Raw genomic sequence first — 22,386 nt, 5'->3', positions numbered from 1 at the left:
GCCGCCGAGCCCGCAGGAGCAAGGCAGATCGCCTCTTCCGGCTCGTAGGCGCGAGCGCGCCCGGCGTTCACGGCAGGCGTCGTGCTCGCAGGACGGTGTCGCGGGTGTGGTGTGTGCCGGCGGGGGTCTGGGCGGTGCGGGGGCGGCTCTCGTTGATCAGGACCTGCCAGGCGGGGCCGAGGAGTGGGGCGATGTCGTCCGGCTGGTAGTAGTCGGCTGGGTCGAAGCCCTCCTCCTGGTGCTGGGCCAGGTCCGCGAGGGAGTGGGTGGCGAAGAGCAGCGTGCCGCCGGGGGCGACCGCAGCCAGCAGGCCGCGCAGCGCCGCGTGGTCCGGCCGGCGGCGGAGCGGGAAGTACTGGCTGGACACCAGGTCGAAGGCGCCCGCCGGGGGCGGCGTGGCGGAGAGGTCGGCCCGCATCCACGTCACCCGTTCCTCGATGCCGGCGGTGGCCGTGGCGGCGGCGCGTTGCAGGGCGACCTCGGAGACGTCGACCGCGGTGACCTGCCAGCCACGCCGGGCCAGCCAGCGCGCGTCGGCGCCTTCGCCGCATCCGACGTCGAGCGCTCGCCCCGGCGGCAGGTCGTCGGTCTCGGCGACGAGCACTCCGTTGGGGTTGCCGCTGAATACCTGGTCGCGGCTGCGGTACATGTCGTCCCAGCGTTGGACATCCATGGCGCTCAGTCCTCTCGTCCCGTCGGTTCCGGTCACCGGCGGTCACCGGTCCGACGCCAAGGTGCGCCCGTATCGGCAAGCTGGGCAAAGTTTGTTGCGGAAAGCGCAAATCCCGGCACGCGCCGCGAACGACCGGGTCAATACATCTAGATCGCTTCCTTGCGGGTCAGTTGTGTGAACGCCATCCAGCCCGGCAGTACCGGGAGCCAGAAGGTCATCAGCCGGAACAGCAGCACCGCCCCGAGCGCCGCGTCCGACGGTACGTTGAACGCGCTCACCAGCAGGCCCGTCAGCGTGAACTCGATCGCGCCGACGCCGCCCGGTGTCGGGGCCGCGGAGCCCAGCGCGTTCCCCGCGAGATACACCACGGCGATGACGGGCAGGCTCAGCTCCTCGCCGAACGCCCGCAGCGACGCGTCCAGGCACAGCACGAACGCCAGCGACATCAGCATCATCCCGCCGATGCCGCTGAGCAGCTTCTTCGGCCGCTGCACCACGTCCAGCATCCGCGGCAGCACCCCGGCGAACAGGCTCCGGACCCGCTCCGAGATGGTCTTGCGCAGCCGCGGCACGGCCGTGACGACCAGGATGGCGACCGCGACCGTCAGCAGCCCGGCGATCACCGTGCGGGACGGCGAGAGCGGCGGCGCGTGCTCGGTGCCGGTCAGGTAGCCGAACGCCAGCAGCAGCACGACGTGGCTGGCGAGCCCGAACAGCTGCGCGGCGCCGACGCTCGCGACCGCGTGGCCCGGCCGCAGGCCCTGCCGTTGCAGGAAGCGGGCGTTCAGCGCGGCGCCGCCGATCGCGGCCGGCGCGACCAGCTTCACGAACGAGCCCGCGACCTGCGCCAGCACGGTTCTGCGGTAGGAGACCTTCTCCGGCACGAAGCCGAGCAGGCTCAGCGCCGCGGCGAAGTACGTCAGTGCGGAGAAGCCCGCCGCGACCAGCACCCAGCCCCAGTTGGCGTTCTCCCAGACCCGCTGGAACTCCGGGTTGATCAGCTGCGAGATCAGGAAGTAGGCCGCGAACACCGCCGCGATGATGCTGATGAGGGTGCGCGGCCTGATCCGTTCGATGCGGGCCGGCTCTATCGGCGCCTGCGGCCGGATCAGCAGCACCTGCTGGCGGATCAGCGACAGCAGGTCCTCCTCCCGCGCGTTCTCCAGCGCCGCGTCCATCACCTGCTTCTCGGCCTGCTTGGCCGCCTTCACCGCCTTGCGGTCGGCGTCGTCCGGCAGGCCGCCGCGCGCCTCGCGGTAGGTGCGGGTGGCGTCGAGCACCGCCTGCCGCTCCCGCTGCGCCCGCTCCCTGGCCAGCTGGCGCAGCGCGGCGCGCGTGGTGCGGCTGAGCGCGATCGGCTGGAGCAGCGGCAGGCTGTCCGCCACCGCGTCCGGGCCGAGCACGGCCACCGCGGCGGCCACCGCCCGTTCCGCGCCGACCCGCAGGCCGAACGTGATCAGCAGCTGGGCCACGTCCATGCGCAGCAGCAGGTCGCCCGCCGCGATCTCGCCGCCGCGCAGGTGCGTCAGGTAGACCGTGCCCTCCCGGTCCACCAGCAGCGAACGGCCGTCCAGCCTGCGGTGCGCGATCCGCCGCGACTGGAGCGCGGTCACCTGCCCCCAGGCGCGCTCCATCAGCTCGTCGGTGATCTCGTCGTCCGGCAGCGAGTCCAGGTCCCGGCCGCCGATGTGCTCGTAGACGAGCATCACCGCGTCGGGCCCCAGCTCCGAGGTCGCGATCAGCTTCGGCGCGTTCGCCCCGGCGGCGATGGCCGCGTAGGCCAGCAGCGCCTCCTGCTCCAGCGCCTGCCGCAGCGAGGGCAGGCTGTGGCGCTGGGTGATGCCGCGCAGCGCGAGCCGCCGCCACATGCGGTAGAAGAAGCCCTGCGCCTGCTGGGCCCGGTCCACCACCGTCACGTCCAGCGGGGGCCCGGACTCCAGCGTGACGAGGTAGCGCCGCGTCGCCTCGGCCTGCTCGCCGCGCTCCTGCCCGTCCCGTTCGCCCGGGGCCTCCGCGCGCAGCGCGCTGATCGGCCGGAAGCCGACGTTCCGCAGGCCGGCGAGGAGTTGCTGCCCGGTGGGCCGCACATTGGGCGAACCCACCGCGTACAGCGTGCCGTAGGCGATGGTCCAGCCGATGAGGACGGTCACGATGATGGAGAACGGTGTGGTGTAGCCGGCCACCAGCACGGCGGTGGCGTCCAGCACCAGCACCGACCACATGGCCAGCCGCCACTTGGGCCGGTGCGTCATCCCGACGGCCGTGGCGTAGGCGATGACCGGCGCGAGGTAGTCGTGCACCGGCTCCGTCAGCCCGCCGCCGGGCGCGTCCCTGGTCAGCGCGTTCTGCACGGATTCGGGGGAGACCCGCACGACCCAGAGGCTGAACGTGAGGGTGACGCCGTGCGCGAGCACCGCGGCCAGCACGCCGTCGGCGATGCGCAGGCCGTCCCGTTTCATCAGGCGTTCGATCGCGAACGCGACGGGCACGATGAGCACGGCGACGCTCGACGCGAAACCGGCGAAGTTGATCAGCAGCGAGGGCGCCTGCTCCGCGCCCTTGTCGACGTCCTGCTCGATGCCCTCGGTGGTGCCGATGGCGAACGTGGCGAGCGCGAGGACGAGGCCGATGCCCAGCAGCCCCAGCAGGACCCGCAGCAGGTCCCCCGGCCGGTGGACGCGCGCCGCGAGGATCGGCTCGTCGACCTCCAGCTGGCCGGAACGGGTCGGGTCGGCGCGCAGCAGCGCGTCGAGCGGCGGCTCGGGCGCCGGCTCCTCGTGCCGCTCACCCGGCCGTTCGCCCGGCCGCTGTGCCCGTTCTTCTTCGCCCCGTATCACTGGTCGCTTCCCCGGGATTCTCCTCGTGCTGGAACTGCGAACCAGCTCACCCCCGTGCTGGGACGATAGTGGCACGAGTGACGGCCGCGGGAGTGCCGTCCGTGAGATACGGCACGATGGTCACCATGGCCGGCTCTCCTTCCACCCCTGCTCACCGGATTCCGGAATACGCCGACCGCGTCCTCGCCGCCACCGAACGTATTCCCGCCGGGCGTGTCATGACCTACGGGGACATCGCGGCGCAGCTCGGCGAGGGCGGCCCCCGCCAAGTGGGCCGCGTCATGGCCCTGTGGGGCGGAGCGGTGCCGTGGTGGCGCGTGATCCGCGCCGACGGCCGGCTGCTGCCGGGCCACGAGCACCGCGCGCTTGCGCACTACCGGGCCGAGGGCACCCCGCTGCGCGACGCCGCCGCGCAGGGCGAGCCGCCGCGCGTCGATCTGCGGCGCGCCAGGTGGGAGGGCCCCGTCACGGACTGACCGCCCACCGCGGCGGCTCACGGGCGCCGGCTTCCGCCGGCCTGCCGCCGGGGCGGCGGCGCGCCGCCCGTCCGGGGGACGGGCGGGAATCGGTGCGCCCCGGGAGCCGACTGGCGTACCGTCTCCTCCAACGTCCCCGAGAATGCGCGATGCACGTGAGTCTCTCCGTCCCGTCCACTGACCGGCCGCCACCCGCCCCGGGAGCGTACCGACTGGTGCGCGCCCCGGTCGCCGACGCGCGCGCCGTTGCTGTGGACGCAAGCCAGCGCGCCGTGGTTGACCACCCGGGCGGACCGCTGCTCGTGCTCGCCGGCCCGGGCACCGGCAAGACGACCACGCTCGTGGCGGCCGTGGCCCGCCGGGTGGCGCGCGGCACGGACCCGGAGCGCATCCTCGTCCTCACCTTCAGCCGCAAGGCGGCGGCCGAGCTTCGGGACCGCCTGACGGCCCGTCTGGGAACAGCATCCCCGCAGGCGACCACGTTCCACTCCTTCGCCTACGCGTTCGTGCGCGCGCACCAGGACCGCGCGCTGTTCGCCGAGCCGGTGCGCCTGCTGACCGGGCCGGAGCAGGATCTGTACCTGCGGGAGCTACTGGCCGGGCACCGCGATCTGGAACGGTCGGGACGCGGCCTGGACTGGCCCGAGGAGCTGCGCGCCTGTCTGACGACGCGCGGCTTCGCCGACGAGCTGCGGGCCGTGCTGGCCCGCAGCAGGGAAATCGGCCTCGACCCCGGCACGCTGGCCGGCTTCGCCCGCCGCACCGGCCGCCGGGACTGGGAGGCCGCCGCGCACTTCCTCGCCGAGTACCTGGACGTGACCCAGGCGCAGGGCGTGCTCGACTACACGGAACTGGTGCGCAGCGCGGTGGAGCTGGCCCGTGAGCCGGGGCCGGCGGCGGCGGTGCGGGACCGTTACGACGCCGTGTTCGTCGACGAGTACCAGGACACCGACCCGGCGCAGGCGGCCCTGCTGCGCGCCCTGGCGGGCGACGGCCGCGACCTGACCGTGTTCGGCGACCCCGACCAGTCGATCTACGCGTTCCGCGGCGCCGACGTGGGCGGCATCCTCGGCTTCCCCGACGCCTTCCGCACCGCCGGGGGCGCCCCCGCGCCCGTGGCGGTGCTCGCCACCGGGCGGCGCAGCGGCGCCGCGCTGCTCGCGGCCACCCGGCTCGTCGCGCAGCGCATGCCGCTGACGCGGCTGCCCGCCGAGGCGGTGCGCCGCCACCGCGCGCTGACCGCCGTCCGGGAGGGCGGCCGGGTGGAGGCGTTCGTCTATCCGACCCCGGGTGCGGAACTGGACAACATCGCCGACCTGCTGCGCCGCGCCCATCTGGAGGACGGCCTGCCCTGGGGCGAGATGGCCGTGCTGGTCCGCGCGGGCGCGCGGTCCCTCCCCGGCGTGCGCCGGGCGCTGACCGCCGCGGGCGTGCCACTGGAAGTCGACGGCGCCGATCTGCCGCTGCGCCAGGAGCCGGCCGTCGCCCCGCTGCTCACGGCGCTGCGCGCCGTCGCCGAGCCCGAGGCGCCGCAGGACCCGGAGACCGCGGCCCGGCTGCTGACCTCGCCCCTGGGCGGCCTGGACGCGGCCGACCTGCGCCGCCTCGGCCGGGCGCTGCGCAACGAGGAGCGCGACGCGGGCATCGCCGCGCCCGCCTCCTCCGAGCAGCTGGTGGCGCGTGCGCTGGCCGAGCCGGAGCGGCTCCTCACCCACGACCCGGCGTACGCCGGTGGCGCGCAGCGGCTCGGCCTGCTGCTGCGCAAGACCCGCGAACTGCTGTCCGGCGGCGGCAGCGCGGAGGAGGCGCTGTGGCAGCTGTGGGACGGTACGCCCTGGCCGCAGCGCCTGGAGCGCGCCGCCCGGCGCGGCGGCGCCGCGGGGCGGAACGCGGACCGTGATCTCGACGCCGTCTGCGCGCTGTTCGACGCGGCGGCGCGCGCCGAGGAGCGTACCGGCGGCCGGGGGGCGCTCAACTTCCTGGCCGAGCTGGAAGCGCACGACATCGCCGCGGACACGCTTGCCGCACGCCCCGTGCGCCGGGAGGCGGTGCGGCTGATGACGGCGCACCGCGCCAAGGGCCTTGAATGGTCGCTCGTCGTCGTGGCGGGCGTTCAGGAGGGCCTGTGGCCGGACCTGCGGCGCCGCGGTTCGCTGCTGGAGGCCGACCGCATCGGGCGCGACGGGCTCGCGGAGCCGCTCGGCCCCGGCGCGCTGCTCGCCGAGGAGCGCCGCCTGTTCTACGTGGCCGCCACCCGGGCCAGGGACCGCCTGGTGGTGACCGCGGTCGGCGGCGCCGACGACGGCGACCAGCCCTCCCGTTTCCTGCGCGAACTCGGCGTCGAGCCCGAGGACGTCGGCGGTCGGCCGCGCAGGCCGCTCTCCCTCGCGGCCCTCGTCGCCGAACTGCGCGCCACCACCGTCGACCCGGACGCCTCGCCCGCCCTGCGCCGCGCCGCGGCCGACCGGCTCGCGGACCTCGCCGCGCTCCGCGACGACGAGGGGCACGCCCTGGCGCCCGCCGCGCACCCCGAACGCTGGTGGGGCCTGCGCGAGCAGACGCGGTCCGCCGCGCCGCTGCGCGACCAGGACGCGCCGGTCGCGCTCTCCGGCAGCGCGCTCGACCAGCTGGTCAACACCTGTTCCCTCCAGTGGTTCCTGGGCCGCGAGGTGCACGCCGAAGCCCCCGCGACCACCGCGCAGGGCTTCGGGAACGTCCTGCACGTCCTGGCCGACGAAGTCGCCTCCGGCAGCACGCCGGCCGACCTGTCCGTGCTGATGGCCCGGCTCGAAACCGTCTGGGACTCGCTCGCCTTCGAGGCGCCCTGGCAGTCCCGCACGGAGCAGGCCGAGGCCCGCGCCGCGCTGGAACGCTTCCTGCGCTGGCACGTACTGCAACGGGACGCGGGCCGCGAGCCCCTCGCCACCGAGCAGGACTTCGACGTCACGCTGGCCGCGGGGGAGCACCGGGTCCGCATCCGCGGGGTGCTCGACCGCGTCGAGCACGACGCGCAGGGCCGTGCCTACGTCGTCGACTTCAAGACCGGGCGCACCCGGCCCACCCGCGCCGAGGTCGAACGCCACCCGCAACTCGCCGTCTACCAGCTCGCGCTGCGCGAGGGCGAGGCGGCCGCCGACGTGGCCGGTGCCGAGCTGGTGCACCTGCGGCAGGGCGCCGCGGCCCGCGACGGCGGTGACGCCCTGCCGGCCGTGCAGCGCCAGGAACCGCTGGCACGCACGTCCGATACCGCGGGCGGCGACTGGGTCGGCGACCTGCTGGCCGCCGCGGCGGGCCGCGTCCTCGACGAGCGCTTCACCCCCAACACCGGCCGCCAGTGCGGCGCGTGCACCTTCCGCGGCGCATGCAGCGCGCGCCCCGAGGGGCGCCACGTCGTCGACTGACCCCGGCCGCGGCGCCCGGCGCTGTCGCAGGCGGCGGTTAGGCTCGGCTCCGTGCCCGCCCCACTCAGCCGTCCCGATCAGCTCAGGGAGCTGCTGGGGATTCCGTTCACCGACGAGCAGCTGGCGTGCATCACCGCACCGCCCGCGCCGCAGGCGATCGTGGCGGGCGCCGGCTCCGGCAAGACCACCGTGATGGCCGCCCGCGTCGTCTGGCTCACCGCCACAGGACAGGTCGAGCCGGGCCGGGTCCTCGGCCTCACGTTCACCAACAAGGCGGCCGGCGAGCTGGCGGAGCGCGTCCGCACCGCCCTGGTCCGCGCGGGCGTGACCGGCCGGGACGCCGAGGCGGGCGGCACGGGCGACGGCGCGGCGGGCGAGCCGCAGATCTCCACCTACCACGCCTTCGCCGGGCGGCTGCTGAGCGAGCACGGGCTGCGCCTCGGCGTCGAGCCCGCCTCCCGGCTCCTCGCGGACGCCGGCCGCTTCCAGCTCGCCGCCGAGGTGCTGCGCGCCGCGCCCGCCGACTTCGAGCCGCCGAGCCCGAGCTTCACCACCCTCGTCACCGATCTCGTCGCGCTGGACGGCGAGCTGTCCGAGCACCTGGTGACGCCCGCGGCGCTCCGCGCGTTCGACCAGGGGCTGCTGGCCGAGCTGGCCGGTGCCCGGCTGAGCAACGCCGACCTGCGGCAGATCCCGCGCGCCGCGGAGGGCCGCGGCCGGCTGCTCGGCCTGGTCGAGGAGTACCGCGCCCGCAAACGCGCCCGCGATCTGCTGGACTTCGGCGACCAGATCTCCCTGGCGGCCACCCTCGCGCGGGACGTCCCCGAGGTGGGGCGGATCGTGCGCGAGGAGTTCGCCGTCGTGCTCCTCGACGAGTACCAGGACACCTCCGTCGCGCAACGCGTCCTGCTGGCGGGCCTGTTCGGCGGCGGCACGGGGCACGCCGTCACCGCGGTCGGCGACCCCTGCCAGGCCATCTACGGCTGGCGCGGCGCGTCGGTCGCCAACCTGGACGACTTCCCCGAGCACTTCCCCCACCGCGACGGCCGCCCCGCGCGCCACGACAGCCTCGGCGAGAACCGGCGCAGCGGCGGGCGGCTGCTCGCCCTGGCCAACCGGCTGGCCCAGCCGCTGCGCGCCCGCCACCCCGCCGTCGTTCCGTTGCGGCCCCCGGACGGCGCGGCGGCGGCCGGGCTGGTGCGCTGCGCCCTGCTGCCCGGCCACGCCGAGGAGCTGGCGTGGCTGGCCGACTCCGTCGCCCACCAGGTGCGCACCGGCACGCCGCCGGGCGAGATCGCCGTGCTGTGCCGCACCGCGGCCGACTTCGGCGAGATCCAGCGCGCGCTGGTGGCCCGCGAGGTGCCGGTCGAGGTGGTCGGGCTCTCCGGGCTGCTGCACCTGCCCGAGGTCGCCGACCTCGTCGCCGTGCTGCACGTGCTGGCCGACCCCACGGCGAACGCCGCCCTGGTGCGGCTGCTCACCGGCCCCCGGTGGCGGATCGGGCCGCGCGACCTGGCGCTGCTCGGCCGCCGCGCCCGGCTGCTGGTACGGCGCGGGGGGGACCAGGACCCGGACGGGCGGCTCGCCGCGGCCGTGGAGGGCACCGACCCGGCCGAACGGACCTCGCTCGCCGACGCCCTGGACACGTTCGTGGACCAGGGCGGCGGTGCGGCCGAGCCGCAGGACGGGCTGCCGTTCTCCGCCGCCGCCCGGGTCCGGTTCGCGCACCTGGCCGCCGAGATCCGCGAGCTGCGCCGTTCCCTGGCCGACCCGCTCATGGACGTGCTGCACCGGGTGCTGGCCGCCACCGGCCTCGAAGTGGAGCTGTCCGCCTCGCCGCAGGCCCTGGCCGCCAGGCGCCGCGAGACGCTGGGCGCGTTCCTCGACCTGGCCGCCGGTTTCGCGGCGGGCCGTGCGGGCACCGCCGTGGACGGCGAGGCCACGCTCCCGGCGTTCCTCGCGTTCCTGCGCGCCGCCGACCAGTACGACCGCGGCCTCGACGGCTCGCTCCCCGGCAGCGGCGACACGGTGAAGGTGCTGACCGCGCACAAGGCCAAGGGCCTGGAGTGGGACGTGGTCGCCGTGCCAGGGCTGTGCGCCGACGCCTTCCCCGCCAAGTCCTCGCGCGACTCGTGGCTCCGGCATGCCAGGGCGCTGCCGCACCCGCTGCGCGGCGACGCGGGAACGCTGCCCGCGATCGAGGAGTGGACGGCGGCGGCCTACAAGGAGTACGGGGCGGCGGTCGCCGAGCACCTCGGTCTTGAGGAGCTGCGCCTCGGCTACGTCGCCTTCACCCGCCCGCGGTCCCTGCTGCTCGGCTCAGGACACTGGTGGGGCCCGAGCCAGAAACGGCGGCGGGGGCCCTCCCCGTTCCTCGACGCCCTGCGGGAGCACTGCGAGGCCGACCCGGCGCACGGCGAGGTCGAGGCGTGGGCCGACCCGCCGGGCGAGGACGAGGAAAACCCGGCGCTCGCCGCCGACGCGGCCGAGCGGGCGTGGCCGCTGCCGCTGGACCCGGCCGCGTTCGCCCGGCGCAGGGCCGCGGCGGACGCCGTGCTGGCGCGGCTGCGCGCGGCCGGGCGCGAGGGGGAGCGCGAGGGGGAGCGCGAGGGGGAGCGCGAGGGGCCGCGGCTGCCCGCGCCGCGCGCGGAAGACGAGGCGGGGGAGGACGGGCTCACCCCGGAGGAGCAGCGCGCCGTGGCGTCCTGGGACCGGGACCTGACGGTGCTCGCGGAGGAGCTGCGGCAGGCCAGGGCCGCGGTGCGGGACGTGCCCCTGCCCGCGTCGCTGTCCGCGTCGCAGGTGCAGCGCCTGGCCGCCGACCCGGAGGGGTTCGCCCGCGACCTCGCGCGTCCGATGCCGCGCCCGCCGCAGCCCGCGGCCCGGCGCGGGACGCGGTTCCACGCCTGGGTCGAGGCCCGGTTCGAGGAGCTGGCCCTGCCGATGCTCGGGCCGGACGAGCTGCCGGGCGGCGACCCGGACGAGGTGGCGGAGATCCGGGACGAACGGGACCTGGCCGCGCTGAAGGAGGCCTTCGCCCGTACCCCGTACGCCGCCCGCCGGCCCTATCGGATCGAGGCCCCGTTCCAGCTGGAGCTGGCCGGGCGCGTGATCCGCGGCCGGATCGACGCCGTGTACCGCACGGACAGCGGTGGCTTCGACATCATCGACTGGAAGACGGCCAGGCGGCAGGACGCGGACCCGCTCCAGCTGGCGATCTACCGGGTCGCGTGGGCCGAGCGCCACGGGTTGCCGCTGTCCGCGGTGTCCGCCGCGTTCCTGTACGTGCGCAGCGGCGAGCTGGTGCGGCCGACCGTGCTGCCCGGCCGCCGCGGTCTTGAGCGGCTGCTGACGGGCGAGGACTCCTGGGAGCCGAACGACCCCGGGTAGGGCCCGGCGCCGGGGGCGTGGGGGCGCCCGCCGGGCGCCCGCCGGACCCGGCGGCCCACCCGGGGCCTCCGGGGCGGTCGGCGACGGATTAGGCTTTTGGGCATGAGCACCACCCCGGACAACGCTGTCCAGCCGATCACCCTCACCGGTACCGGCGGCATCGACCGCGGTGCCCACCACCGACTCGACGAGGCGTGGCTGGGGGCGGCGTGGAGCCATCCGTCGACGCGGGTGTTCGTCGTATCCGGCGGCCAGGCGCTGGTCGAGGAGCGTGCTGACGGGCGGACCGAGCTGGTGCTGATGCCGTCGTTCGACGCGCCGCTGACCGAGGCCCACCGCTACTTCCTCGGCTCCGACGCCGAAGGGGTGCGCTACTTCGCGCTCCAGAAGGACGCGCTGCCCGGCCGCATGGACGACGCGGCCAGGCCCGCAGGACTGCGGGAAGCGGCCGCGCTGCTCTCCGAGCGTGACAACGAGCTGCTGGTCCACGCGGTCGCCCTGGAGAACTGGCAGCGGCTCCACCGCTTCTGTTCGCGCTGCGGCGCGCGGACCGTGATCGCGGCGGCGGGGCACGTGCGGCGCTGCCAGGCCTGCGGCGCCGAGCACTACCCCAGGACGGACCCCGCGGTCATCATGCTGGTGCTCGACGAGGACGACCGGGCGCTGCTCGGGCGGCAGATGCACTGGCCGAAGGGCCGCTTCTCCACGCTCGCGGGCTTCGTCGAGCCGGGGGAGTCGATAGAGCAGGCCGTGGTGCGGGAGGTCGCGGAGGAGGCCGGTATCGCGGTCGGGCAGGTGGAGTACGTGGCGAGCCAGCCGTGGCCGTTCCCCTCCAGCCTGATGCTGGGTTTCGTGGCGCGTGCCACGTCCTTCGACGTGCGGGCCGACGGCGAGGAGATCGAGGAGGCCCGCTGGTTCTCCCGGGACGACCTGCGGGCGGCGATGGAGTCCGGCGAGGTGCTGCCCCCTTCGAGTGTCTCCATCGCCTCCCGGCTGATCGAACAGTGGTACGGAAAGCCGCTGGTGACGGCGCCCTGGTAGCCGGGCGAACGGTCGGCCGGGCGCGTCACCCGGCGGGTCGCCGGGCCGGGTGCGTCAGGCGGCCAGGGCCTTCTTGACGTCCGCGAGCGAGGGGTTGGTCATGGTGACCTGGCCGGCGCCGCTGTCCGGCTCCACCACGACCGTGGGCACCGTTTGGTTGCCGTCGTTCGCCTTCTCGACGATGGCGACGGCGGACGGCTCCTCCTCAATGTTGATCTCGGTGTACGCGATGCCCTCGCGGTCCAGCTGGCTCTTGAGCCGGCGGCAGTAGCCGCACCAGGAGGTGCTGTACATCGTCACGGTCCCCGGCATCGTCTCGCGCTCCTTCGTGTCGTCGGTCCCCGCCCGCTCCGGCGGGGACTCACGCAAGCACAACACACGGCGCGGTATGAGTAATCCCCCCACCCTGTGGACAACTCGCCCCACGCTTCCCGCGGGACCTGGCAGCATGGCGGGGTGACATCAGCAACGCAGGCCACCTCGTTCCCTCACGTGCCCTCGTCGGCCGATGCCGTGCTCGAGGGCCTCGATCCCGAGCAGCGCGCCGTGGCGACGACGCTCCAAGGCCCGGTCTGCGTGCTGGCCGGGGCGGGGACGGGCAAGACGCGGGCGATCACCCACCGCATCGCGTACGGGGTGCGCGCCGGGATCTTCCAGCCGGCCACGGTGCTCGCGGTCACGTTCACGCAGCGGGCGGCGGGGGAGATGCGCGGGCGGCTGCGGCAGCTCGGCGCGGGCGGCGTGCAGACGCGCACGTTCCACTCGGCGGCGCTGCGGCAGTTGCAGTACTTCTGGCCCAAGGCGGTGGGCGGGGAGCCGCCGCGCCTGCTGGAGCGCAAATTCTCGCTGGTCGCGGAGGCCGCGTCGCGCGGCAGGCTGCGTCTTGAGCGGCTGGAGCTGCGGGACGTCACCAGCGAGATCGAGTGGGCGAAGGTGACGCAGACCACCCCGGAGGACTATCCCGCCGCGATGGCCAAGAGCGGGCGCGAGGCGCCGCGCGACCCGGCGGAGATCGCGCGGGTGTACGCGACGTACGAGCAGCTGAAGCGGGACCGCGGCACGATCGATTTCGAGGACGTGCTGCTGCTGACCGTCGGCATCCTCAGCGACCGGCCGGACATCGCCGAGGTGGTGCGCGGTCAGTACCACCACTTCACGGTCGACGAGTACCAGGACGTCAGCCCGCTCCAGCAGCGGCTGCTGACCCTGTGGCTCGGGGAGCGGGACAGTCTGTGCGTCGTCGGCGACGCGAGCCAGACGATCTATTCGTTCACCGGCGCCACCCCCGACCACCTGCTGGACTTCCGCACCAGGCATCCCCACGCCACGCTGGTGAAGCTGGTGCGGGACTACCGGTCCACGCCGCAGGTGGTGCACCTGGCCAACGGGCTGCTGAGCCAGGCGAAGGGCCGGGCCGCCGAGCACCGCCTGGAGCTGATCTCGCAGCGGCCCACGGGTCCTGAGCCGGTGTTCTCCGAGCACGCGGACGAGCCGGCGGAGGCGGAGGCGGCGGCCCGGCGGATCAGGGAGCTGCTGACGCCCGTCGCGGAGGGCGGGGCCGGTCTCACCGCGAGCGAGATCGCCGTGCTCTACCGGGCCAACTCACAGTCGGAGATCTACGAGCAGGCCCTGGCCGACGCCGGGGTGCCCTACCAGCTCCGGGGCGCCGAGCGGTTCTTCGAGCGGCCCGAGGTCAGGCAGGCGGGCCTGGCCCTGCGCGGCGCCGCGCGGGCCGGTGGCAACGACAGCGCGGTCGCCGACGCCGACGGCCTGGCCGGGCAGGTCGGCGCGGTCCTCGCCGGGACGGGGTGGACGCCGGAGCCGCCGGCCGGCTCGGGCGCGGTGCGCGACCGGTGGGAGTCGCTGCGTTCGCTGGTGCGGCTCGCGGAGGACTTCGCGCGGGCGCGGGAGGACGCGACGCTGGCCGACTTCGTCGCGGAGGTGGACGAGCGGGCCGCGGCGCAGCACGCCCCGACCGTGGAGGGGGTGACGCTGGCCTCGCTGCACACGGCCAAGGGCCTGGAGTGGGACGCGGTGTTCCTGGTCGGCCTCACCGACGGGATGCTGCCGATCACCTACGCCAAGACGCCCGAGCAGGTCGAGGAGGAGCGGCGGCTGCTGTATGTCGGGGTGACGCGGGCGCGGCTGCACCTGTCGCTGTCGTGGGCGCTGGCGCGTTCGCCCGGGGGCCGCGCGGGGCGGCGGCCCAGCCGGTTCCTGGACGGGCTGCGGCCCGGCTCGGCCGCGGACCAGGGGCGTGGCGGCGGGCGAGGCGGCGTGGAGCGGGGCGGCGGGGGCCGGGCCCGCAAGCCGCGGGGCCCGGTCAAGTGCCGGGTGTGCGAGCGGACGCTGACGGAGGCGGCCGAGGTGAAGCTGCGGCGCTGCGAGGACTGCCCCTCCACGATGGACGAGCAGCTGTACGAGCGGCTGCGGGACTGGCGGCTGGAGCGGGCGCGGGATCTGGGGCGGCCGGCGTATGCCGTCTTCACCGACGTGACCCTCATGGCCATCGCGGAGGACGTGCCGGGCAGCGAGGCCGAGCTGTCCAGGATCTCCGGGGTGGGGGCCCACAAGCTGCGGCAATTCGGCGCCGATGTGCTGGCGCTGTGCGCCGGTGAGCCGGTGCAGGCGCCTCCCGTGGAAACTTCTGAGGAAACCCCCGAAAAATAGTTTGCGCCCGCGCGAGGCATCCGCATAGCGTGCTCCACGTGGCACTGGAGGAGGGTTCCGCTTCCCCCGAAGCCATGCTGTACTGAAGTGACCGTATGGGACAGGAGCTCCTTTCCCACCGAGACGCCGTAGAGGAGGCGATCCCCGTGGTTAGCAAGACCTTCACCAAAGCGACCGGCCGCGAGGTCGTCCGTCTCTGCGTGCCCGGCGGTTCTCGCCTGTCCGGCACCGGTATGTCCGGTGTCGTGGTCGCACACTCGGCAGCCGTCGCCCTGCGGGCGGCAGCAGGCGAGCGACCGATCCTGGCGCCTGTGGCTACCGATGCCTACGCCACGACTGTGAATGTCGCGGGCGCCGGACACCAGATCTTTGGACACCAGAAGACCCAGCTTCACACGATGTGGGCCCTCCGCGGGCTCAATCCCTGGAGTGATCCAGCCTGATCGGCGAGATCAGGTCGGCACCTTCCAGGGCCGCGGAACCCACACCGGGATCCGCGGCCCTTTTGTTTTCCGCGCTCCCGGCCACCAGCCGGTGCAGACCGATAACCGAACGACACGAGGACAAGACAGTGCCACTCGCGCCGTACGCCCGACCCGACCTGAACTCACCACCCGACCCGGAGACTTCTGTGACCCCGCTGTACACGCTGAACGAGCTCGACGAGGCGATCGAGCGACTCGACGACGGCGTGCCCTGTCGCTCCTACGACCCCGAGGTCTTCTTCGCCGAGACCCCCGAGGACGTGGAGTACGCCAAGTCCCTCTGCGGTGCCTGCCCGCTCCGCGATGCGTGCCTCGCCGGCGCCAAGGACCGCCGTGAGCCCTGGGGCGTCTGGGGCGGCGAGCTGTTCGTCTCGGGCGTCGTGGTGCCCCGGAAGCGGCCGCGCGGCCGTCCCCGCAAGAACCCGGTCACGGCATGAGCATCCCCGGCACCATCGGACGGCCGGCGCAGCACGGCCCGGAGAGAAACCCCGGCTTGACAGTGACGACGAATGATCTGGCGGCGGCCCGACGGCCCTGCCAGGAACAGAACAGGACCAGGCAGTTGCACCTCATCCCAGAAGCCATGGCGCGCTCCCATATGGCGGAACGCATCTACGAGGCCGAATCTCAACGCGCGGCCGGGCGCCTTTCCAGGGCGCACCGGATGGAGCGCAAGTCCCGCCGGCTGCACCGCCGCGCGGAGCGTGCCTCGCAGCGCGCCCGCCGCGCGCTGGCACAGGCGGTCATGCAGTAGTACGGCGCCGGAGAGCTTCCGGACAGTCGTGCGCACCTCACCTCAGGTGCCCCGGGCCCCGGCCCGGGGCACCTGCCCGCTTCAGGCGGGCTCGCGGGTGTCCTCCTCCCGCGCCTCGTCGAATCCCGGCAGCCCCGCAGCCAGCTCCTCGCGCATCCGCACGTGCGCCCCGAGCTGGCACAGCACCCCGATGGTGCTGAGTGTGACGCGGTGGATCAGCAGGTAGGAGGGCGGCAGGTTGAGCTGGCGGCCCAACTGGTGTGCGGCGGACCGCGGATCGGCTATGCGCCCCGCCTGCTCGCGCAGCCACTCCCGGCTGAACGTGAACTCCTCGACCCGGGCCGGCTCGATGATCGGCAGCAGGTAGTCGAGCACGTCCTGCGGGTCGAGCTCGATGTCGGGCTTGACGAACCCCTCGGTGACCAGCTGGGCGTACACCTCGTCCGCCCGGCCGTCGAGCGTCATGCGCAGCGCGGGACCGATGGCAGGCGGCAGGCCCTCGGGCAGCCTGTTGACCGCGCCGAAGTCCATCACGCCCAGGCGCCAGGCGGAGACCGGCCGGCCCTCCTCGGGCACCAGCCGGAAGTTCCCCGGGTGGGCGTCGGCGTGCAGCAGTCCGGTCCTGGCGGTGCCGGAGAACAGGAACCTGGCGAGCAGCTGTCCCGCCCGGTCCCGCTCCTCCTGTGCGCCCTCGCCGATCACCCGCGACAGCGGTATCCCCGCCAGCCACTCGGTGATCAGCACTTCGTCCCGCTGGCACACCACGTCCGGCACCAGCACGTCCGGATCGTCGCGGAACTCAGCCGCGTAGGCGCGCTGGGCCTCCGCTTCCAGGGCGTAGTCCAGCTCCTCCACGACCCGGTCCCGCAGCTCCTCTATGAGCGGCTTGACGTCCATGCCCGGTATGAAGGGGCCCAGAATTCTGGCGAACCTGCCGAGCTGCGTCAGGTCGGACAGCAGCGCCTCCCCCGCCCCCGGGTACTGGATCTTCACGGCGACCTCCCGGCCGTCGTGCCACACCGCGCGGTGCACCTGCCCGATCGATGCCGCCGCCGCCGGCTTCTCGTCGAACTCCTCGAACAGCTCGCGCCAGTCCTCGCCGAGCCGCTCCGCCAGCGCGGCCCGCACCGACCCGGCGGGCAGCGGCGGCGCCGCGTCCTGGAGCTTGGTCAGGGCGGTGCGGTAGGGGCCGGCGACGCTCTCCGGCAGCGCCGACTCGAAGACCGACAGGGCCTGGCCGAACTTCATCGCCCCGCCCTTCAGCTCGCCCAGGACGGAGAACAGCTGCTGTGCGGTGCGCTGTTGCAGCTCGCTGCCCACCAGCTCGGCGGAGCGCCCGCCGATGCGCTTGCCCAGGCTCCAGGTCGCCCGGCCGGCGAATCCGAGCGGCAGTGTGGCGAGCTTCGCGGTCCTGGTCACCGCCTTGCGGGGTAGATCAGACATGTCGTCCCCTCCAACTCCCAGAAATGCGCCCCCGAGTCACCTGGTGCACCGAGGTGTGACGAGATGCACGGCTCCAGCTGTCCCTACCCGTTCATTGTGGACCCGTCCTACGGCGCTCGGGGGACGCGGGCGGCACCGCAGGGACATTCCTCGTGGGGCTCGACGGTACGGCTCGTCACCGACAGGTGGGGCAGCACCACCTCCGTGACCGTGCCGGGCGCCTGCGGTGCCGTCCCGTCGAGGAAGCCCAGGGCCGTGCACGCGGCCAGCCCTGCGACGGCGGTGGCCAGCGCGCCGTCGCAGGCGGGCACGCCGGTCCGCCGCGCGTTCCGCCACTGGGCGACCAGCAGCGGCCAGCAGGGCTCGCGGACGGCCCGGGCGCGCAGCAGGCAGCCGGCGCACCCCGTCGCCCCCGGCAGCACCAGCGGTCCGACGAACCCGGTCGCCTCCACCACCCCGGCGTACAGGTGCGGGGTGCCCGCGGCGAGTACCTCCTCGGCCGCCGCCGGGTCAGGGGCGTAGGCGGCGACCCCGTCGCGCGGCGTGAAGATCACCAGCAGGCTGCCGTCCGGCTCCGTCGCCCCGCCACCGACACCGCCAACGCCACCGCCGCGCCAGGGCGTGGCGGCTCCGACCACACCGGCCGCGGCCTCGGCCCTGCGCCGCCCGGTGTGCTCGGGGCGCAGCCCGCCGGGTGCCGTGTCCGCGGGCTCGACCCGGCCGCCGTCGACCACCGCGACCTCGCCGACGCCGGCCTGCGCGAGGGAGGCCGCGAGCGTCGCCCCGACCCGCCCCGCGCCCCGCACCTGGACCCGGGCCTTCCGGCGGCCGACCAGCCGCCGCAGTCCGCCGCCCGGCTCGGGGTGCAGCAGGGAGAGCGAGGCCAGGTCGGGGCGGAGCTGGTCGGTGACCTGCGCCGCCGCCTCGCGATCCGCCGAGGCGTCGTCCAGCACCCCGGCGGCGGCGAGCTGTGCGGCCAGCCGGTCGGCCGCACCCCGGCGCAGGCCGAGGGCGGCCGCGGCGTCGCGGAGCGCGGCGAGCGAGCGGGTGCCGTCGAGCAGGGTCAGGAAGCTCTCCGTAGCCGTGTCCAGCGGGCCGAAGAGGACGGAGTGGGCGGGGGTGACGCCGTAACGGACGGTGTGCTTGTCCCGCCATCCGCGGCGCAGCGAGGGCTTGATCATGGGATGCATGCCCCCATGATGCGCGGGACAGAGCAGACGCGTGTGATGTTTTCCACAGGAAGCAGAGATAATCCTATAAATAGGGCGGAAGGGTGGGGTGTTGGCGGCCGGGCCAGGGCATCCGGTGGCAGGCGGGCGGGACATATCAGGCTCACAACGGGTAACGTCGAGGTGTGCCCGCCGACCCGCTGAACAGCGCCGGCCCGCCGCAGCGCAGTCACCCGGCGGGCCGGGCGGTGCTGGACGGAAGCCACCGTGAGCATGTCGAGGTGCGGCGCAGCGCCCGCCGCAGGCGCACCGTCTCCGCCTACCGCGAGGGCGACCGCACGATCGTGCTGATCCCGGCGCGGATGACCGCGGACGAGGAGCGGCGCTGGGTCTCCGTGATGCTGGACAAGCTCGCCGCCCAGGAGGAACGGCGCCTCATCGGCGACGACGCACTCGCGCACCGGGCCGCCGAGCTGTCCGAGCGCTACCTCCAGGGGCGCGCGCGGCCGGACAGCGTGCGCTGGGTGACGAATCAGAACGCCCGCTGGGGCTCCTGCACGCCGGCCCTGGGTAGCATCCGCCTCTCGCACCGCCTCCAGGGCATGCCGGAGTACGTCATCGACTACGTGCTGCTCCACGAGCTGGCCCACCTGCTCGTTCCCGGCCACGGCCCGCGCTTCTGGGCGCTGCTCGACGGCTACCCGCGCACCGAGCGCGCCCGCGGTTTCCTGGAGGGCGTCGTGGCGGCCGAGCGGCTGCCGTACGTGCCATGGCTCCGCAGGGACTGACCGGCCTGCGGTGACTGTCCGCAGTAGGAGCTAGTCTGGCCCCGCCGAATGTTTGTCTTATCGGACGGGGGACGGTCGTTACGTATGGTGACCCACTTCCAGCGCGGCCGGAAGGCCAGGCTCAGTGACCTCACACTGGGCACCGACCTGTACGTGGGCGTGCAGATCACGGGGCCCGGAATGGTCTTCGACATCAGCTGCTTCGGCCTTGACGCGGACGAACGGCTGTCGGACGACCGTTACTTCATCTTCTTCAACCAGCCGAAGTCTCCCGAGGAGGCGCTGCAGCAGCTCGGCGCCCAGGCCGGGGACACGGACTCGTTCCGCGTCACCCTCGACCGGGTGCCGGCGTCGATCGACCGGCTCGCCTTCACCGCGACCATCGACGGCGAGGGCACGATGTCCGGGATCACCTCCGGCTACCTGCGCATCGTCGCCGGCGGCGAGGAAGTCGCGCGCTATTCCTTCGACCACTCCGAGTTCAGCACCGAACGTGCCGTCATGCTCGGCGACTTCTACCGCAAGGACGGCTGGCGCTTCGCCGCGGTCGGCCAGGGCTTCGACGGCGGCCTCGACGCCCTGCTGAGGCACTTCGGCGGCGAGGTCGCCGAAGAGGAGCCGCCGCCCGCGGCGCCCGCCGCGGCGCCCGGGTTCGCGCCGCCGGGCGGCGGGCCCGCGCCGGTCCCCGGGTTCGCGCCGCCGCCCCAGGCCGCCGCCCCGCCGCCCGCGCCCGCGCCTGCCCCCGCACCGGCGGCTCCCGCGCCCGCGCCCGCCCCGATGCCCCCTGCCCCCGCGCCCACGCAACCCATCCCGGTGCCCGGCGCCTTCGCGCCGCCGCCCGGCGGCGGGTACGCGCCCCCGCCGGGCCCGGCCGCGGCCCCGCCCCCGCCGCCCGGCGGCTTCGGGGCTCCGCCCGTGCCGCCGCCCGGCGGCTACGCCGCGCCGCCCGGCGCGCCGCCGGCCGCCCCTTACGGCGCGCCGCCGCAGCCGTACCAGCAGACGCCCCCGCAGCCGGTGCCCGGCGCGCAGCACGTGCCCGGTGCGCCGCAGCCGGTGCCCGGCGCGCCGCTGCCCGTTCCCGGGGTCCAGCCCGTTCCCGGGGCCGCGCCGGTGCCCGGCGGCATGCTCGCCGTGCTCGAGCAGTACCGCGGGGCGACCGAGCGCCGCCGCTGGAGCCAGCAGAATCCGCAGCTCATGCGCGCCGACCTCGGCGTCGACGGCCAGCCGTTCATGGCGCTCCAGGGCAGCATGGTGCTGTACCAGGGGGACGTCGACTTCGGCTTCAAGGGCGGCGGACTCAAGCGCCGCGCGACCACCTGGGCCACCGGGCAGGGCTTCCCCTCGATGATGCGGTGCACCGGCAGCGGGCAGGTCTACCTCGCCGAGGAGGCCACCCGCCTGCACCCGGTGGAGCTCCAGGGCGACGCGATCTGCGTCGCCTCGCAGCACGTTCTCGCCTTCGACGAGTCGCTGGAGTACGAGGTGCGCCGTATCGACGGCCACGGGCTGCCCGGCGGTTCGCTGTTCGCCCTCCAGTTCCAGGGCCACGGCACCCTGGTGGTCAAGACCCACGGCGAGCCGCTGGTCCTGCCGGTCACGCCGATGACGTTCGCCGACGCCAATGCGGTGATCGCCTGGTCGGCCGGGGCGCAGGTGCTCGTCGCCAATCAGGTGCGGCTGCGCAGGCAGGCGTTCCCGGGGCACTCCGGCGAGACGACGCAGCTCCAGTTCCGCGGCGCCCCGGGAAACTTCGCCATCGTCCAGCCCTACGAGATCTGACGGGAGCCCGTGATGGATCAACGGATGGTTGCGGGCTTCGCCCCCGCCCCGCCCGCCGCGCGCATGGAGAACCACGGCCCCACCATGGCCAGGGTCGCCATGCAGTCCGGCAACGACCTGTTCGCCAGGATCGGTTCGATGGTCGCCTACGAGGGCTTCATCCAGTACGAGTCCAATCCGACGGCCATGCGCCAGGCTGTTGCCGGACGGCTCTCCGGCGAGAGCGTGCCGCTGATGAAGTGCCAGGGCGACGGTTTGCTCTACCTCGCCGACTACGGCGCCGACATCGTCTGCCTCCCCCTTCAGAACGACAGCCTCTCGGTGAACGCCACGAATGTGCTCGCCTTCGACGCGCAGCTCGAATGGGGCGTCCAACGGGTCAAGGGCGTCGCCAAGTTCGCCGGTCAGGGCCTGTTCAACCTGGGGATCTCCGGCACCGGCTGGGTCGCCGTCACCAGCCGCGGCATACCGGTCGTCGTGGACTGCGGTCAGTCCGGCGAGACCTGCGTCGACCCCGACGCGCTGGTGGCCTGGTCCACCGGCCTCGAGGTCAAGGGCAAGCGCAGCTTCAAGGCCAGTTCCCTCGTCGGCCGCGGCAGCGGAGAGGCGTTCCAGCTGGCCTTCTCCGGCCAGGGGTTCGTCATCGTGCAGCCCAACGAGGACAGTACCGACCGGCTCAACGCGCAGCCGCAGAACTGACGGGGGAGTGCCGCGATGCAAAGCCCGATTTTTCATCACACCGTGACCCAGTCCGAGGACAAGTTCGCCCTCCAGGGGGCGCACATGCTGCGCATCGGCCTCGGGCAGGGCGACGACGTGGTGGCCAGGGCCGGGAGCATGGTCGCCTTCGAGGGCATGGTCGAGTTCGACGGCGAGTACCAGCCGCCCGGCCGGCAAAGCCGCCAGCAGTACGCCGGCGAGTCTCTGCCGCTGATGCGCTGCTACGGCCAGGGCTCCGTCTGGCTCGCCAACCTGGCGCAGCACGTCCACATCCTGGAGGTCGACCACGAGGGCCTGACCGTGGACAGTTCCTACGTTCTGGCGCTCGACGCGCACCTGCACTGGGACGTCGTATCCGTGGAGAGCCAGTACGGCATCCCCGGCGTCGGCGCGTACAACCTGGTCATCAGCGGGCAGGGGAAGGTGGCCATCACCACCTCGGGACGGCCGCTGGCCATGCGGGTCACGCCCGAGCGCTACTGCAGTGCCGATGCCGACGCCGTGGTGGCCTGGTCCACCTCGCTCCGCGTGCAGATGCAGGCGCAGACCAGCAGCCGGCCGATCTGGCGGCGGCGGGGCAGCACCGGGGAGGGCTGGGAGCTGAGCTTCATGGGCGACGGCCACGTCGTGGTCCAGCCCAGCGAGATGCTGCCGCCCCAGCAGACGTCCCATGGCGAGCCGCTCCCGTTCCGCCAGGGGGCGGGGCCCGGGCTCAACCAGGGAGGCGCCTGGGGCGCCCGATGACGTGAACGTGGCGGGG

At 74.3% G+C, this 22,386-nt stretch carries 17 protein-coding genes; 12 read left to right on the top strand and 5 right to left on the bottom strand.

The window, feature by feature from the left end:
* Positions 1-67 precede the first annotated feature (67 nt).
* Positions 68-673, bottom strand: a complete 606-nt coding sequence (locus tag STBA_RS11345) for a class I SAM-dependent methyltransferase (RefSeq protein WP_077059135.1) — start codon at positions 671-673, stop codon at positions 68-70.
* Between the two features lie 146 nt (positions 674-819).
* A complete protein-coding gene (locus STBA_RS11340) occupies positions 820-3,510 on the bottom strand; it encodes a lysylphosphatidylglycerol synthase transmembrane domain-containing protein (RefSeq protein WP_077059134.1) in 2,691 nt (896 codons plus the stop codon).
* Positions 3,511-3,626: 116 nt separating this feature from the next.
* On the opposite strand from STBA_RS11340, the gene STBA_RS11335 reads away from it, so the two are divergent.
* The 4 genes from STBA_RS11335 to nudC all read left to right on the top strand — a co-directional run bounded on the left by STBA_RS11335 (position 3,627) and on the right by nudC (position 11,818).
* Positions 3,627-3,986: an MGMT family protein gene (locus STBA_RS11335; protein WP_107485025.1), complete on the top strand. Its 360-nt coding sequence runs from the start codon at positions 3,627-3,629 to the stop codon at positions 3,984-3,986.
* A gap of 149 nt (positions 3,987-4,135) precedes the next feature.
* On the top strand, positions 4,136-7,387 hold the full coding sequence (locus STBA_RS11330) for an ATP-dependent DNA helicase (RefSeq protein ID WP_079251852.1): 3,252 nt from the start codon (positions 4,136-4,138) through the stop codon (positions 7,385-7,387).
* Between the two features lie 51 nt (positions 7,388-7,438).
* Entirely contained in the window at positions 7,439-10,777 is a 3,339-nt protein-coding gene (locus tag STBA_RS11325) for an ATP-dependent DNA helicase (protein WP_077059132.1), read from the top strand.
* 102 nt (positions 10,778-10,879) lie between these two features.
* A complete protein-coding gene (nudC, locus tag STBA_RS11320; protein ID WP_077059131.1) occupies positions 10,880-11,818 on the top strand; it encodes an NAD(+) diphosphatase in 939 nt (312 codons plus the stop codon).
* A 54-nt stretch (positions 11,819-11,872) separates the two neighbouring features.
* Here the strand turns inward: nudC and STBA_RS11315 are convergent, their stop codons facing one another.
* Positions 11,873-12,130, bottom strand: a complete 258-nt coding sequence (locus STBA_RS11315) for a mycoredoxin (RefSeq protein ID WP_077059130.1) — start codon at positions 12,128-12,130, stop codon at positions 11,873-11,875.
* Between the two features lie 144 nt (positions 12,131-12,274).
* Here STBA_RS11315 and STBA_RS11310 point away from each other — a divergent pair, with 144 nt between their 5' ends.
* The 4 genes from STBA_RS11310 to STBA_RS11295 all read left to right on the top strand — a co-directional run bounded on the left by STBA_RS11310 (position 12,275) and on the right by STBA_RS11295 (position 15,727).
* Positions 12,275-14,488 carry an ATP-dependent DNA helicase UvrD2 gene (locus STBA_RS11310; protein WP_290443788.1) on the top strand — a complete coding sequence of 738 codons (2,214 nt, stop codon included), beginning with the start codon at positions 12,275-12,277 and terminating at the stop codon, positions 14,486-14,488.
* Between the two features lie 146 nt (positions 14,489-14,634).
* Positions 14,635-14,931 (top strand): hypothetical protein, encoded by a 297-nt coding sequence (locus STBA_RS11305; protein WP_253194654.1) that lies wholly within the window; start codon positions 14,635-14,637, stop codon positions 14,929-14,931.
* A gap of 128 nt (positions 14,932-15,059) precedes the next feature.
* Complete coding sequence (locus tag STBA_RS11300; RefSeq protein ID WP_077059127.1) at positions 15,060-15,410, top strand: WhiB family transcriptional regulator; 351 nt, start codon at positions 15,060-15,062, stop codon at positions 15,408-15,410.
* Positions 15,407-15,727 (top strand): hypothetical protein, encoded by a 321-nt coding sequence (locus STBA_RS11295; RefSeq protein WP_077059126.1) that lies wholly within the window; start codon positions 15,407-15,409, stop codon positions 15,725-15,727. The genes STBA_RS11300 and STBA_RS11295 overlap by 4 nt, the downstream gene beginning before the upstream one ends.
* Before the next feature lie 81 nt (positions 15,728-15,808).
* Here the strand turns inward: STBA_RS11295 and STBA_RS11290 are convergent, their stop codons facing one another.
* Positions 15,809-17,170: an AarF/ABC1/UbiB kinase family protein gene (locus STBA_RS11290; protein ID WP_077059125.1), complete on the bottom strand. Its 1,362-nt coding sequence runs from the start codon at positions 17,168-17,170 to the stop codon at positions 15,809-15,811.
* A 107-nt stretch (positions 17,171-17,277) separates the two neighbouring features.
* Positions 17,278-18,360, bottom strand: a complete 1,083-nt coding sequence (locus tag STBA_RS11285; RefSeq protein WP_077059124.1) for a ThiF family adenylyltransferase — start codon at positions 18,358-18,360, stop codon at positions 17,278-17,280.
* Positions 18,361-18,524: 164 nt separating this feature from the next.
* Here STBA_RS11285 and STBA_RS11280 point away from each other — a divergent pair, with 164 nt between their 5' ends.
* The 4 genes from STBA_RS11280 (at position 18,525) to STBA_RS11265 (ending at position 22,370) form a co-directional block, all read left to right on the top strand.
* On the top strand, positions 18,525-19,127 hold the full coding sequence (locus STBA_RS11280) for a M48 family metallopeptidase (protein ID WP_077059123.1): 603 nt from the start codon (positions 18,525-18,527) through the stop codon (positions 19,125-19,127).
* Positions 19,128-19,211: 84 nt separating this feature from the next.
* On the top strand, positions 19,212-20,906 hold the full coding sequence (locus STBA_RS11275) for a TerD family protein (protein ID WP_077059122.1): 1,695 nt from the start codon (positions 19,212-19,214) through the stop codon (positions 20,904-20,906).
* Between the two features lie 12 nt (positions 20,907-20,918).
* Positions 20,919-21,605, top strand: coding sequence for an AIM24 family protein (locus STBA_RS11270; RefSeq protein ID WP_077059121.1), 687 nt, complete (start codon positions 20,919-20,921; stop codon positions 21,603-21,605).
* A gap of 15 nt (positions 21,606-21,620) precedes the next feature.
* Positions 21,621-22,370, top strand: a complete 750-nt coding sequence (locus STBA_RS11265; RefSeq protein WP_077059120.1) for an AIM24 family protein — start codon at positions 21,621-21,623, stop codon at positions 22,368-22,370.
* The last annotated feature ends 16 nt before the right edge of the window (positions 22,371-22,386 follow it).

This window comes from Streptomyces sp. MP131-18 (assembly GCF_001984575.1).
In the GTDB taxonomy this organism is placed as follows: Bacteria; Actinomycetota; Actinomycetes; order Streptomycetales; family Streptomycetaceae; genus Streptomyces; species Streptomyces johnsoniae.
The sequence above is the reverse complement of the archived record's forward strand: the minus strand, read 5'-3'. Positions and strand labels throughout refer to the sequence as shown.